Origin of the sequence: Chryseobacterium oranimense (assembly GCF_900129755.1) — a bacterium.
Lineage (GTDB): Bacteria > Bacteroidota > Bacteroidia > Flavobacteriales > Weeksellaceae > Chryseobacterium > Chryseobacterium oranimense.
On record NZ_FQWT01000008.1, the window covers coordinates 161,039 to 175,522 of the forward strand.

At 36.7% G+C, this 14,484-nt stretch carries 12 protein-coding genes; 5 read left to right on the forward strand and 7 right to left on the reverse strand.

Translation table 11 applies throughout. The features are described 5' to 3' along the window. Positions 1-65: 65 nt before the first annotated feature. The 3 genes from BUB03_RS19835 to BUB03_RS19845 all read left to right on the forward strand — a co-directional run bounded on the left by BUB03_RS19835 (position 66) and on the right by BUB03_RS19845 (position 1,883). Positions 66-569 (forward strand): GNAT family N-acetyltransferase, encoded by a 504-nt coding sequence (locus BUB03_RS19835; protein ID WP_040997097.1) that lies wholly within the window; start codon positions 66-68, stop codon positions 567-569. 293 nt (positions 570-862) lie between these two features. Then, on the forward strand, positions 863-1,444 hold the full coding sequence (locus tag BUB03_RS19840; RefSeq protein ID WP_073066417.1) for a helix-turn-helix domain-containing protein: 582 nt from the start codon (positions 863-865) through the stop codon (positions 1,442-1,444). Continuing rightward, a complete protein-coding gene (locus tag BUB03_RS19845) occupies positions 1,437-1,883 on the forward strand; it encodes a response regulator (RefSeq protein ID WP_073066421.1) in 447 nt (148 codons plus the stop codon). The genes BUB03_RS19840 and BUB03_RS19845 overlap by 8 nt, the downstream gene beginning before the upstream one ends. Positions 1,884-2,482: 599 nt before the next feature. Here the strand turns inward: BUB03_RS19845 and recG are convergent. The 7 genes from recG to BUB03_RS19880 all read right to left on the reverse strand — a co-directional run bounded on the left by recG (position 2,483) and on the right by BUB03_RS19880 (position 13,646). Next, positions 2,483-4,567 carry an ATP-dependent DNA helicase RecG gene (gene recG / locus BUB03_RS19850; protein ID WP_073066423.1) on the reverse strand — a complete coding sequence of 695 codons (2,085 nt, stop codon included), beginning with the start codon at positions 4,565-4,567 and terminating at the stop codon, positions 2,483-2,485. 103 nt (positions 4,568-4,670) lie between these two features. Next, positions 4,671-5,204 carry a thioredoxin family protein gene (locus tag BUB03_RS19855; RefSeq protein ID WP_040996818.1) on the reverse strand — a complete coding sequence of 178 codons (534 nt, stop codon included), beginning with the start codon at positions 5,202-5,204 and terminating at the stop codon, positions 4,671-4,673. 41 nt (positions 5,205-5,245) lie between these two features. After that, positions 5,246-6,757 (reverse strand): peptide MFS transporter, encoded by a 1,512-nt coding sequence (locus BUB03_RS19860; protein WP_040996816.1) that lies wholly within the window; start codon positions 6,755-6,757, stop codon positions 5,246-5,248. Positions 6,758-6,779: 22 nt separating this feature from the next. Next, entirely contained in the window at positions 6,780-7,772 is a 993-nt protein-coding gene (locus BUB03_RS19865; RefSeq protein WP_040996814.1) for a PDDEXK nuclease domain-containing protein, read from the reverse strand. Between the two features lie 61 nt (positions 7,773-7,833). Then, positions 7,834-9,588, reverse strand: a complete 1,755-nt coding sequence (locus BUB03_RS19870; protein WP_073066426.1) for a peptide MFS transporter — start codon at positions 9,586-9,588, stop codon at positions 7,834-7,836. Positions 9,589-9,720: 132 nt separating this feature from the next. Further along, positions 9,721-11,376, reverse strand: a complete 1,656-nt coding sequence (locus BUB03_RS19875) for a peptide MFS transporter (RefSeq protein ID WP_073066583.1) — start codon at positions 11,374-11,376, stop codon at positions 9,721-9,723. Between the two features lie 140 nt (positions 11,377-11,516). Then, a complete protein-coding gene (locus BUB03_RS19880) occupies positions 11,517-13,646 on the reverse strand; it encodes a S9 family peptidase (protein WP_073066428.1) in 2,130 nt (709 codons plus the stop codon). Positions 13,647-13,766: 120 nt separating this feature from the next. Here BUB03_RS19880 and BUB03_RS19885 point away from each other — a divergent pair, with 120 nt between their 5' ends. Both BUB03_RS19885 and BUB03_RS19890 read left to right on the forward strand, forming a co-directional pair. Beyond that, positions 13,767-14,240 (forward strand): hypothetical protein, encoded by a 474-nt coding sequence (locus tag BUB03_RS19885; RefSeq protein ID WP_040996808.1) that lies wholly within the window; start codon positions 13,767-13,769, stop codon positions 14,238-14,240. A 12-nt stretch (positions 14,241-14,252) separates the two neighbouring features. Beyond that, a complete protein-coding gene (locus BUB03_RS19890; RefSeq protein WP_073066431.1) occupies positions 14,253-14,438 on the forward strand; it encodes a DUF6496 domain-containing protein in 186 nt (61 codons plus the stop codon). The last annotated feature ends 46 nt before the right edge of the window (positions 14,439-14,484 follow it).

A 14,484-nucleotide genomic window follows, 5' to 3' on the forward strand; every position in this document is an offset into this window, starting at 1 on the left:
ATCAAAAATATCAAAGGTGAAAAGCTGCGGCTTTTCACCTTTTTTTAATTGTAAAATTAGAAAACATGAAATTAAAAAAAGGAACAGAAAAAGATATTCCATTGATCCGGGATCTGGCCAGAAGATCATGGGAAAGTGCTTATGTGGGAATTATTTCCCAGGAACAGATAGAATATATGCTGGATAAAATGTATTCGGATGAAGAAATTTTAAGCCAGTTTCAAAACCCGGATTATCATTATTATCTGATTTTTGATGAAAATAATAATTCGTTTGAAGGCTTTATGGGTTACGAAAACAATTATGAGGCAGGAACTACAAAGCTCCATCGTATCTATTTGGTTCCTGAAAGTAAAGGAAAAGGATTTGGTAAAGAGGCATTGATCTTTCTAAAAGACAAAGTATCTGAAAGTGGAAATGAAAGAATTATTTTAAACGTAAATAAAGTGAATTCTGCTAAAAAATTTTATGAATCTCAGGGATACAGAGTATATGATGAAGTGGTTTTGGATATAGGTGGAAATTTCGTGATGGACGATTATTTAATGGAGTATGTATTTCACAAATGATTGACTTAAAATTCTGTAACATTTAATTTTAATTCTATAACAAGTGATGTTTTTTTTTGATTCATCTTTGTATCAGAACCAAATCACTTTCAATAATACATTCATATGCTTGGTTTTGAGCTTTCGTAGCTTTTTATCAGTATATTTTTTTCATCCTTAGTGTTTAAATTCCTGTATTCAATATGCAGGAGTTTTTTTCTTTTTATACATTATGTTAAAAAAATAATTCTATTTCACTTTTAAATGAAATAAATTATTATATTTACTTCGAAATTCAACACACTTATACCAGGATGAAAATGTATGTAAAATTTGATTTCAATGCTCTCTGTAAGAAAGTATTGGATGAAAAGCTAAAAGAGCATGGGCTGAAATACCGCCTGCTGAACTTTGGCGAAGTGGAATTCTATGAGCCCTTTACCCAGGAACAGCATAATCTTTTTAAGAAAAATCTTAAAGATTACGGAATAGAAATTATAGAAAGCCAGAAAACGGCTTTAGTACAGAAGATAAAAGATGTCATCGTAGAGCTTGTTTTTTCCGAAAATGCGGTTCCCGTTAAAGCATCCATTTATATTGCTGAAAAGCTGAATCACAGCTATGGATATCTTTCCAATCTTTTTTCCGAGGTTGCCTATACATCAATAGAAAATTTTATCATCCTTCAGAAAATAGAATATGCCAAAGAGCTGATCCTGAATAATAAACAGAGTCTTACAGAAATTGCGCATAAGCTGAATTATTCCAGTGTAGCGCATCTGAGTACCCAATTTAAAAATACTACCGGAATTACCCCTTCCCAGTTCCAGAAGATCGTTATGAAAAGAAGAAAAAACCAAGCGATAGCCATAAATTCAAAAATGCTGTATGAATAAAGAATACCTGAATGTAATAACGGTAGATGATGACGAAGGAAACATAATATTCTTTAAAAATATTTTCAAAGATTTAAAGATAGGTGTGAAATCGCAGTGTTTTTCGGATGGGGAAGGACTTATGAAATATTTGAAAAACTGCGGGGCCATTATTCCGGAAGTAATCTTTATAAGGTATGATATGCCGGGAAAGCATAGTATGGATTATCTGAAAGAAATTAAAGCAGATTCTAAATTCAGTACCATAGTAATTGTCATGTATGCTCAGCAGATTTCTGAGGCTGAAATTGAAGAAATATTCGTTGCCGGAGCTCATGTTTTTATGAGACAGCCGGAGACTTACGAAGGGCTGAAAAAGGCAGTCACAGAAATTATTACAATCAACTGGCAGTATCATTCTTCAGGATTGAATATAGATAACTTTATTATGAAAGTATGATGAATAGAGTTTTTTTCAGCAATTGTTTTCTGAAAAGAAATTATATTCAATACATTCTATTCACACAAAAGTGAAAATTGTATAATTAATAATGAAAATAATATAAGAAGAAATCCACGCAATATGATCAATTTTGTAAACATAAACATTGCAACACAAATTATTTATATATAAAAGCAATGGATGATAAGAAAATAGATTATTTCATATAGAAAACAAGATATAAATCACAATGTTAGTTTTAACAAAATGAATTATGTTTATTTCCAGCTATAAAGCATAGAAGATCTTTAAACAAAACGGTACAATCATGAAAACTTAAGAAAGTTGGAGGGTATTTATTCGTTTCATTCCCACTTCCTTCAACTTGAACAGTTAGTTTTTATAATAAGCAAGTTGGAAAAATAATTCATTTTGTTTTTTAATTTATTTTAATAGTCAGGACTGAAAAATTCAAATAGTATATAAATATTTTCTCACCAAATCACAAAATATTAGTTCTTACTATTAAAATAAATTTTTAAGATCAAAAAAGTAATTTCTTCTAAATAACAGTTTTATAAGGGGGCCGCGGAAAGATTTTTCTTTACGCGGTTTTTTTATGAAATTTTACTCCATTTATTCTTTCCCCTATAGTATTTCAAATAGTAATTTTTAATGATCATATTGTCCGGTCTGTTCAGATGCGGATCTGCTTCCAGGATTTTATCAACCGTATTTTTTGTTGTTTTGATAATGGCGGAGTCATTCACAAGATCAAGTCTTTTAAAATCTACAACCCCGCTCTGCTGCGTTCCTAAAATATCTCCCGGCCCCCGGAGCTGCATGTCGACTTCAGAAATCTTGAATCCGTCATTCGTTTCCGTCATGGTCCTGATACGGGTTCTGCTTTCTTTCGATAATTTGTCTGACGTCATAAGGATACAATAGCTTTGTTCCGCACCCCTTCCTACGCGTCCTCGCAGTTGGTGAAGCTGGGAAAGCCCGAATCTTTCTGAGCTTTCTATAACCATTACAGAAGCATTCGGGACATTAACACCCACTTCAATAACCGTAGTTGCCACCATAATTTCTGCTTTTCCGGAGGCGAAATAATTCATTGCGGCATCCTTTTCAGCAGGCTTCATTTTTCCGTGAAGCATCGTAACATTATAATCAGAGAATGCATTCATCACATGATCCAGACCTTCCATCAGGTTTTTATAATCTAAAGTTTCCGATTCTTCGATTAATGGATACACGAAATAAACCTGTCTTCCTTTTCTGATCTCGTCTCTGCAGAAATTATACACATAGGTTCTGTCTTTTTCCCGTCTGTGCGCTGTAATGATAGGCTTTCTTCCCACAGGCATTTCATCGATCACAGAAACATCCAGATCAGAATAAAAGCTCATAGCCAGCGTCCTGGGAATAGGAGTTGCAGTCATCACCAGAATATGGGGAGGAATTTTATTCTTAGCCCATAATTTTGCTCTCTGTGCTACTCCAAACCTGTGCTGTTCATCAATGATAGCCAGGCCAAGGTTTTTAAATTTTACCTTATCCTCCAAAACAGCGTGAGTTCCTACCAATATGGAAAGGGTGCCGTTTTCCAGCTCTTCATGAATGATTTTTCTTTCCGAAGTTTTACTAGAACCTGTCAGCAGGCGTACATTTATACCTGTTTCCTTTAAAAGGTCTTTAATTCCATTGTAATGCTGCTGGGCGAGGATTTCAGTGGGAGCCATCATGCAGCTCTGAAAGCCATTATCCATAGCAATGAGCATTGTAAGCAAAGCGACCATTGTTTTCCCGGATCCAACATCTCCCTGAAGAAGCCTGTTCATCTGGATCGGTCTTTTCATATCCACACGGATCTCCTTTAAAACCCTCTTTTGTGCATTGGTAAGGTCAAAGGGAATATGATGATTATAAAAATCGTTAAAATGATCACCTACCACAGGAAACGGATTTCCAGGTGAATGACTTTTATGATGGAGCTTTTTAAGGGCGTAACCCAGTTGGAAAAAAAAGGATTCTTCAAATTTCAGCCTGTTGTCAGCTTTTTCAAAATGTTCCATATCCTTTGGGAAATGCATATTCAGAAAAGTATGCTGCCGGGATAAAAACTTAAAGGCTTTGATCATATATTCAGGGAAATTTTCCTCAATGAGGCTGGGAATCTCCTTGCAGATATTTCTTAGAACATTCTGGAAAAACCTCTGATTCAGACCTCTTTTGGTAAGCTTTTCCGAACCGGGATAGATAGGTTTCAGGCGGCTGTCGTTTTCTTTATTTTCTTCAGCTTCAATTTCAGGATGGGGCATGGAAAACTGCCTGTTAAAAACATTGATCTTCCCGAAAATATAAACCTCACGGTTCACCGGAATCTGCTCTTTCAGCCATTTTGAATACTGAAACCATACCAGGTCCATTGTTCCCGTATCATCATTGAATTTTGCAGAAAGCCTTTTGGTTTTTCCGGTCTGTACTTCCTGGACCTGTGTAATTCTTCCTTTCAGCTGTACCTCAATAGCGTTTTCCTCAAGCTGGGAAATTTTGTATACTTTATTCTTATCCAGATACCGGATAGGGTAGAAGTTCAGAAGATCTTCTACAGTGGAAAGGCCCAACACACCTTTGATGAGTTTGGCTCTGTCAGGACCAATTCCTTTTACATATTCTATAGAGGTCTCTAAAGTCATTTTAAAAATGAGCCCTAATTTCGGGAAAATAGACTTAAGATTAAAATTTTTCTCTAAAATAAAATCAAAAAAACGGCTTCCAATTGGAAAGCCGTTGTAAGGTTTAATCTTTTATTTTAGATTTGAATTTCTTCTGATAATCTTCCCACTGTTCTCTGGACCGGATCTTTTTAAACATATCTTTAGAAATAAATTCTAAATAAGGTTCTAATTCCCTGGCAGAAAGCTCTCCCTGAAGGATCGTAATAGGCCCACCATTTTCATCCAGAAATACAGTACTCGGAACTGCTCCGACGTTCATATACTGAGTAAATTCATGCAGGGAATTTCTTCCCTTTTTATGTTCGGTATTATCATTGGAAAATGTTCTTCCGAAAGCTTCAATTGATTTTTTTTCTTCAGCATTGAATTTTACGGGATAATAATTTTCATTTAAGATCTGTGCAATTACAGCATGACCATATGTCTTTTTATCCATGATTTTACATGGGCCACACCAGTCTGCATAAAAATCGATCAGAATTTTTTTCGGATTTTCCTTTTGGGCTTTTAAAGCTTCTTCAATGGTCATCCATTTTATTTGCGCAAAACTGAAATTTATTAGTAATAATAGAATTATGCTTATAATTTTTTTCATAATTTGATATTTAACATAAAAATAAGCATAATCTGCTTACGTTATTTTACATCCTGCATTAATTTTTTCACAAACGGAGATATCAAAATTAATACCACACCGGCAATTACCGCATACAATCCCAATTGTTTATATCCATCGGTGTAAGTGATCAAAGCATCATAATTGGTAGATCCTTCTTTTGCTGTGGCAAGACCGGCACCAATAATCCCTGCAACATATTGCCCGTAAGCCGAAGCCAGAAACCACATCCCCATCATCATTCCTTGCAGGTTTTTGGTTGAAAGCTTAGTCATAATCGATAAACCGATCGGAGAAAGGCAAAGTTCACCAAGAGTAATAATCAACAGTGCAAGTGTAAAGAAGTTCAGCGATGTTATTCCCTGAAGGTCGGCAAAAAGTCTGGTTGCAAATAAAACATAGTAACCAATTCCAAGAAAAATAAATCCTAAACCGAATTTAACGATGGTATTGGGTTCAATTTTTCTTTTATTCAACCAGATCCAAAGAAGCCCGATAAGTGGGGCTAGAAAAATAATGAAAAATGCTCCTCCTGAATTATTTACCCCATTCGGATCAAGTCCGAAAAGGTCTTTATTAAGATTTTTAGCAGCAAAAATACTTAGTGAGCCTCCACTTTGTTCATAGATTCCCCAGAATAGAATAGAGAAGATGATGAAAACTAAAGCCGCCCAAAGTTTTTTACGTTCTGATGAAGTTACTTTGGACATTTCATAGAAAAGGTAGATCAATGTTAAAGGACCGATGGTCCACATAAAATAATCCGTGTATTCCGTTTTGGCTACCATTGTCATAATAATCGGAACGAAAATGAGAGATAGTACATAGACGCCGTATTCTTTCCATTTCGGTATCGGAGCAGATTTTACTTCTGCCAACGGATGTCCCGGTTGAAGACCAATGGTTCCCAGGGTTCTCTGGGTAAAAATAAAGTTGATAAGGCTGATTACCATTACTATTGCTGCCAGTCCAAAGGCAATATTCCATCTCATTCCTTCCGGAATAACGCTACTTAATACTTCTCCTTTTCCAATGGCAATACATAAATATCCACCAAGTAAGGCACCGAGATTAATTCCTGCATAAAAAAGAGAAAATCCGGCATCAGCACGTGAATCGTTAGGCTTATAAAGCTGTCCGACCATGGATGAGATATTAGGTTTAAAGAACCCTGTTCCTACTACAGTAAATGCAATTCCTAAGAAAAAGAATTTGTGTGGATCGGTTGCCAGGATTAAACTTCCGACGATCATCAGGAGCCCGCCCCAGAAGAGAGATTTTCTGAATCCAAGGATTTTATCGGCGAAAAGACCACCTACAAAGGTAAAGGCATATACGAATGCCTGGGTTGCACCATATTGAAGATTGGCTTCTTTTTCATGGAAATTAAGCTGCGAGATCATAAAGAAAACCAGCATCCCACGCATTCCGTAGAAACAGAATCGCTCCCACATTTCAGAGAAAAACAGGCTCCAGATCTGCTTAGGATATTTTCCTTTAAAATTTTGTATTTCTTCTAGAGTTAAGCTCATAATTGTATATGATAATTTTTAATTAAGGATTGTTATTATTTTTTTGATCCAGTTCAAAACGGATTCTGTCCTGATCTATGATTTCTTTTAATTCCTCTTCTTTTGGTAAGTAAAGAAGATATTTGCTGGCAAAGAGGTTGTTTTTGTCATTCAGAACAGAATATTTTACGATAGTTTCGTCTTTTTCTGAACAGAGTAGAATTCCAATAGTAGGATTATCGCCTTCGCCACGTTTCAGATCGTCATACATTCTTACATACATATCGATCTGTCCGATGTCCTGATGGGAGAGTTCTCCGGTCTTAAGGTCGATGATGACAAAGCATTTTAAAATATAATTGTAAAAAACAAGGTCTATATAAAAGTCTGAAGTATCAGTGGAAATATGCTGCTGCCGGGCCACAAAAGCAAATCCTTTCCCAAATTCCAGAAGGAATTTCTGAATATGGTCAATAATGGCAGTCTCAATTTCTTTTTCTGATATTTTTTGATCCGCTGTTAAACCTAAAAATTCGAAGATGTAGGGATCTTTTAATAAGCTGTGGATGTTTTCTGCCGGAGATTTTTTATGCTCCAGAACTCTTTCGTAGGCAAGTGAATTGATCTGTCTTTTTAAATCCCTGTAGTTCCAATTATTCTGAATAGTCTCAGTGATGTAATAGTTCACTTTATCAATGTGATCAAGCCTTACAAGAAGTCTGTAATGGGTCCAGCTCAATTCGTGACGCAATGCGTCACATTTTGGAAAAGTCTGGTAAAAAGAACGCATATTTCTTAAATTACTCTCATCAAAACCTTTTCCAAATTCCAGAGAAAGTTTTTTAGAAAGATTCTTTAATGTTTGTTTTCCGTATTCGGCACGTTCTTTTCCCTGTTGCTCATCTTCCACGATCAGTTTTCCTATCTGCCAGTAAGTAAGCAATAAAGTAGAATTCGCGATCCGAAATACTTTTTCGCGCGACTGCCTAATAATTTCCTTTACGGACTGGAATAAAGAATCTTCGGAGATTTCCATCGTACGAAAATAAAAAAAACCTCTGACTTTGCAGAGGTTTTTATTATATTAATTGATGCGGTTATTTCACACCGTGCATCATTTTCTTTAATATTGGAGAAAGGAACGCCAAAATAACAGATGCGATACCACAAAGTACTACGAATACCATAAAGAATTCAAATAGGTTGTGGATCTCAAATCCTGCAAATGTAGGATTGTGTAATGGTAGCTGAGCCTTTTCAAACGCTGCTGTCTGATCAGCAGTAAGAGTTACTTTTTTATCTAGGACATCCTGAAGGTTGACCCCGATTTCTTCTGCTTTCTTAAACTTATCCCCTGTTGCAGGAATAAGAGCTCCCAATGAACCTGCCAGGGCATAACCCGCAGCATTGGAAATGAAGAAAACACCATATAATAAAGATGCAAACCTCTTTGGAGCCAGTTTACCAACCAATGAAAGACCGATTGGAGATAAGCAAAGCTCACCACAAGTCTGGATGAAATATAGAAGCATTAACCATTTGATAGCCAATAATCCTGAATTTCCAAGATCTTTTACATTGTGTGCAATGATGAAGTAAGAAAGAGCGATTAGTGCCAGACCCATTGCCTGTTTGAAAGGAGATACAGGTTCTTTTCCTTTTGCTCTCAGCTTATCCCATGTTAAACTGAACGGAACTGCTAACAGAACTACAAAAATACCATTAAAGATCTGAACCATTGAAGGCGGCATATTCCAGCCGAAAATATTTCTGTCTGTCTGGTTATCTGCGATGAACGTTAATGAAGATCCTGCCTGTTCAAATGCTGCCCAGAAGAAAATAATAAAGAAGGATACGATATAAATTACCCAGATTCTCTGTCTTTCCACTTTGTTTTCTGCAGAAGTCATGATCAGGAATGCCAGGGAAATACCGGCTGCGTAAATGAAAGGATAGATAATTCCTTTAATTAACTGCCCCATTTCTACAGAGCTGAATCCGAATTCACCCACTAATAAATACCTGAAAACAAAGAATAGAACTACAAAAATAAGTCCTGTAATACCCAATGATGTTCCTGAGAATTTAGCAGTTTGTGTTTCACCTTCCTCAAAATCCTCACTTGTATTATGTTTTGGCAATCCACCGATAGGTCTTCCTTCCGGGGTCACCACATATTTGTTTTTAAGGATGAAGAATGTTACCGTTCCAATGATCATTGCAATTGAAGCCGCTAAGAATCCCCATTTGAACGCGAAAATATCTCTTACTCCTGTGGCAGCATCTTTCACGTCTCCTACGTACGGACAGATAAATTGGCCAAGGAATGCTCCGATATTGATTCCCATATAGAAAATGGTGAAAGCAGAATCTAATTTGGATTTTTCCTGCTTAGGGTAAAGGCTCCCCACCATTGAGGAAATATTAGGTTTAAAAAATCCATTACCGAAGATGATAACGAATAAAGCCAGCCACATAATCATTTTGGAGCTGCCAAGATCAGCAGAGAAGGTGGAAGCACTGATAAACAGTAGAAACTGGCCGATTGCCATTAAAGATCCACCGATTAAGATGGCATTTCTGTTTCCGATGTACTTATCTGCAATGAAACCTCCCAAAAGAGGCGTTAAATAACATAAAGCTAAAAATCCACCGTAGATGATTGCCGCATCCGCTTCTTTTATTAATAAGGAATTTACCATAAAGAGCGTTAAAAGGGCTCTCATCCCATAAAAGTTGAAACGCTCCCACATTTCTGTTCCGAAAAGAACCCACAATCCTTTTGGATGCCTTGAATTCTTGTTCTCTACAAATTCATCCGGTTTCGGACTTAATGCTTCAGTATTATCCATTCTATTGTTAATTTTTGTTAAGACTGACAAATATAGTTTTTTTTGGGTTTTTGGCAAGGTTTTAATTTTATATTTAAATAAAAAAGCTGCAGAATGATTCTGCAGCCTGATATTCTTTATGATAAATAAGGATTAATGTCCTTTTTCTTTCATGATCTTGTTTAATCTTTTTAACATAGACAGCCCTAAAAGTGTAGCAAATATTAATAAAGCGAAATTAACAAGGAAGTAATTCATCTTGTTATCGTAGCTGTACCAGGTACTGGCCAGGATACCTGAAAGCTTATTTCCCACCGAGTTGGCAAGGAAGAAACCTCCCATCATCAAAGCTGTAATTCTTGCCGGAGAAAGTTTGGACACAAAAGAAAGTCCCATAGGTGAAAGGCATAATTCCCCGATGGTAATGACTCCATAACCAGCTACAAGCCATAATGGTGAAACTTTTACAGCTCCGTTATCCCCGGCCATTACGGCAAGAACCATTACAAGGCATGATAACCCCGAGATAAACAGCCCCAAAACAATTTTTGTAGGCGTCAAAGGTTCTTTTCCTTTTCTTCTTAATAAGGCCCAGAATCCCACGATAACCGGTGTTAAGGCGATTACCCAGAACGGATTGATAGATTGGAATAATTCCGTATTGTATAAGTAGACCTTCGTTTCCGGATTTTTCTCTAAGGCAGCACGCTGTTCAGTAGAGATATTTTTGAAATATACGTCTTTTCCGGTTTCTTTAATGGTATTTCCATCTTTGTCTTTCTGAGACTGGAACTGGTTGTCGTATACGGGAACTTCCTTGTCTTCATAACTCTTTCCGTCCACCATGTATATGTTTTCAAGAGGTTTCTCCAAAGAAGCGGGAACACTTCTGTCCGTATAATAATTGGCCCATCTTGTAAGAGCCGTACCATTTTGCTTGAAAACCGCCCAAAAGAACATACTGATCAAAAATACGGAAAGCAGGGCCCCGATTGAAGGTTTCTCTTCCGGCTTAGCCTTAAAGTAAAGGGAAGCGTAAAAGTAAATAACAGGAACACAGGCAAAAATGAAGGCATCCGTACTGTCGCTTCCGAAAATATTTCCGGGAACAAACCATCCTATAGCTCCTACTGCAATGGCAGGAACAAAAACTTTAATTAAAATTTCGGAAAGTTTGGTATCTCCTTCTTCTACAGGTTTCATCTGTGCGGCATGGATATAGTGTTTTCTTCCGATCGTAAAAATAATCAGACCAACGAGCATTCCTACTCCTGCTGTGATGAAAGCTTCGCCCCAGCCAAATTTATTACGCATAAACGCTGCAATGATGTTACAGATGAACGCCCCGATATTGATCCCCATATAGAAAATATTATAGCCGGAGTCTTTATTGGCTTTATAAGGTTCTTCAGAATAAAGGTTTCCTAAAAGTGTGGAAATGGTAGGCTTAAAGAAACCATTCCCAATGATAATTAATGCTAAGGAACCGTAAAAAAGAGGAAGGTCCTTGAAAACACCCATGCCTATGTAGCCGGCTGCCATTAGTATTCCTCCCAGATAAATAGATTTAATATACCCTAAAACCCTGTCAGCCAAAAAACCTCCAAGAAAAGGGGTGAGGTAAGTTAAAGCGATATAGGTTCCGAAAATATCATCAGCAGTTTTGTCCGGAAGTCCAAGTCCTCCTTTCAGTCCGGTAGGCTCAATGACATAAAGAACAAAGATTCCAAGAATCAGATAGTACCCGAAACGCTCCCACATTTCTGTGAAAAAGAGGAAGGGCAGGCCTTTAGGATGTTTAGTCTTCATATAATCAATTTTCAAATTTCCCAAAAATAGGTTTTTAATTTTAATTGATAAAATAAATAATATTTTATGAAAATGATTAATAATATAAATACAAAACCTCTCCAGTGATGGAGAGGCTCTGAAAATTTATTTAAAAAAAATTATAAGTTATTCAAGATAAAATCTGTCATCTTCTGATACAGCTGTGGTCTTGTCTGTCCGCCGTAAATTCCATGGTTTTTATCCGGATAAGCCATAAACTCAAATTGTTTTTTGTTTTGAATCAAAGCCTCGGAAAATTCCATAGAGTTCTGGAAATGGACATTATCATCGGCAGTCCCGTGGATCAGTAAGAATTTACCCTTCAATAGATTGGCGTATTCTGTCGGAGAATTTTTATCATATCCGTCAGCATTTTCCTGAGGGGTTCTCATAAATCTTTCCGTGTAAACCGAATCGTAATATCTCCAGTTCGTTACCGGCGCTACGGCAATTCCGGCTTTGAAAACATCTGCTCCTTTCGTCATTGCTAAGCTGGTCATATAACCTCCAAAGCTCCATCCGAACATTCCGATTCTTGTTTTGTCGATGTAAGATTGCTTTCCAAACCATTTTGCAGCAGTAATCTGATCTTCAATTTCATATTTTCCTAAATTCATATAGGTCACTTTCTTGAATTTACTTCCCTTGTAACCTGTTCCACGGCCATCTACACAGGCAACGATATACCCTTTCTGCACAAGGTGATTAAACCACAAAGCATTACCATTATCCCACGAATTCGCAACCTGCTGAGATCCGGGTCCGGAATACTGGTACATAAACAGCGGATATTTTTTATTAGGATCAAAGTTTTTAGGCTTCATGATCCATGCATTCATCTGGTCACCGGCGTCATTTGGAATGGTAATGAATTCTTTATCTGCAAAATTATCGGCTTTTAATTTCTGTAGCTGCTCATTATTGTTCTGAAGTTCTTTTACTGTTTTTCCGTTTCCGTCTTTCAAAACATAAGTGTAAGGTCTTGCAGCGGTAGAAGATGTTTCAATGAAATAACTGTAATTTTTACTGAAGTTGGCAGAATTGTTTCCTTCCGCATTAGAAATAAGCTGGGATTTTCCGTTTTCAATATTTACTTTGGAAACAACTTTGTTAATGCTTCCTTTTTCAGTGGTCTGAACATAAATTTCCTTAGATTTCGGATTGAAACCGTAATAATCCGTCACTTCCCAGTTTCCTTTTGTAATCTGCTTTTTTAGCTTTCCGTCTTTGTCGTACCAGTACAGATGGCGGTTTCCATCTCTTTCAGAAGCCCACAGGAAGGAATCATCTTCAAGGAACTCTAGGGTAGGACTGTCCGTATCGATCCATTTTTCATCCGTTTCTGTGAATAGTTTCTGAACGGCTCCGGTTTTGGTATTCAACTTTAAAATATCGGAAGCATTCTGAATTCTTTCAGAAGTAATCAGAACCATTTCGTCAAGTTTTGCGGTCTGGATTACGTTCGGGATATAATAATTTTTGAAAGAACTTAGGTTGATCGGCATTGTTTTTCCCGTATCAAGACGGTACAGCTGCGCAGAAACAATAGAGTTTTTTTCTCCAGCTTTAGGATATTTATAACGCATTTCTGTTGGGTAAAGCGTTTTCCCATAGATCGGGATATAGATTTCCGGAACCAGGCTTTCATCGGATTTTACAAATACAATGGCATCCGAGTTTTTGGTCCATTCATATTGTCTTGCATGCCCGAATTCCTCTTCATATACCCAGTCTGCAAGTCCATTGATAATAGAATTTTTCTTTCCGTCACTGGTAATCTGGGTAATTTTCCCCGTGCCCAGATCCTGGTAGAATAAATTATTTTCAGAGATAAATGCTACTTTCGTGGCATCAGGAGAAAATCTGGGTTCCTGAACTGTTTTTCCTTCATTCAGGCTGATTGTTTTCCCTGATTTAAGGTCTTTTACATCAAATTTTCCCAGAAAGGAATGTCTGTAAATAGGCTGGCTTTCTGTTAAAAGAAGGATTTTCGACTCATCATCGGAAAATTCGTAGCTTTCGAACTTACCGTCCACAATGTTGCCCTCTTTTTGTGAAGTTTTGTAAGAATATTTGGCAATTCCGGCCGGCTCAATAACCAGGTAATTCTCTCCGTTTTTCATGGATGTAATCCCGGCAATGCCTTTTCCGCGGTAATATCCTGAATATATTTTATCTAAAGTAATTTCCTGCGCAGATACATTATGGAATGCTACAGCTACAGTAAGAGTTAAGAGTAGTTTTTTCATTTCTATTATTAATGGATTTCAAAGATAATAATTTTATTAAATGGACAAAAAAGCTTTTTTTCTGTTGGTTTTGGCAAAAAAATTGAATGTATAACAGCATATCAAATTAAAATAATAATTATGGAAACGAATGCATACAACCAGAAACTGAACCGCTATGTTTTAGCTGATCAGATTGTTTATACTGGATTTTCAAGTTTCAAAGATGCGGAAGAATGTGCAAACAAAAAAGGGGGAACTTTGGTGGAAGTAGGTTTTAAAGATGGGAATGATAATCCTCAGATCACCCATGAAGCAGGACTCATTGAAAAACGACTTCATTATTATGTATATGCCGGTGACGAATATAAATTTATCCATTCCTCTGATCCCGGATTCAGAAAATACGCAGATGAACTACAGAAAATAAAGGCAAAAATACGCCAGGATGCACCGGACGAAAGGTATCTGGCCAATTTCGAGATTGAAAATGCAGAAGACCCGATCATTGTGATCAAGAATGATCATTTTGAATCGGTAACTTCAAGAGAACGCTCCAAATATTTGAAGCACGCTGAAGTATATGAACTAGGGGTATCCCTGCCAAAATCTTAAAATTTTTATATCATGAGCAAGACTAAATATTCAGAAAAAGCTCAGGACAAAGTAGGAAAGGTCATGCACGAATTTAAAGAGGGTAAACTGAAATCTTCTTCAGGAAAAAAAGTGACCAGTAAAAAACAGGCAGTAGCCATAGGTATTTCCGAAGCCAGAGAAAAAGGGCTGAAGGTACCAAAGAAAAAAAAGGATTAGACTCAAAATAAAAATTCCGGGAAATTTTTCCCGGAATTTTATTTTG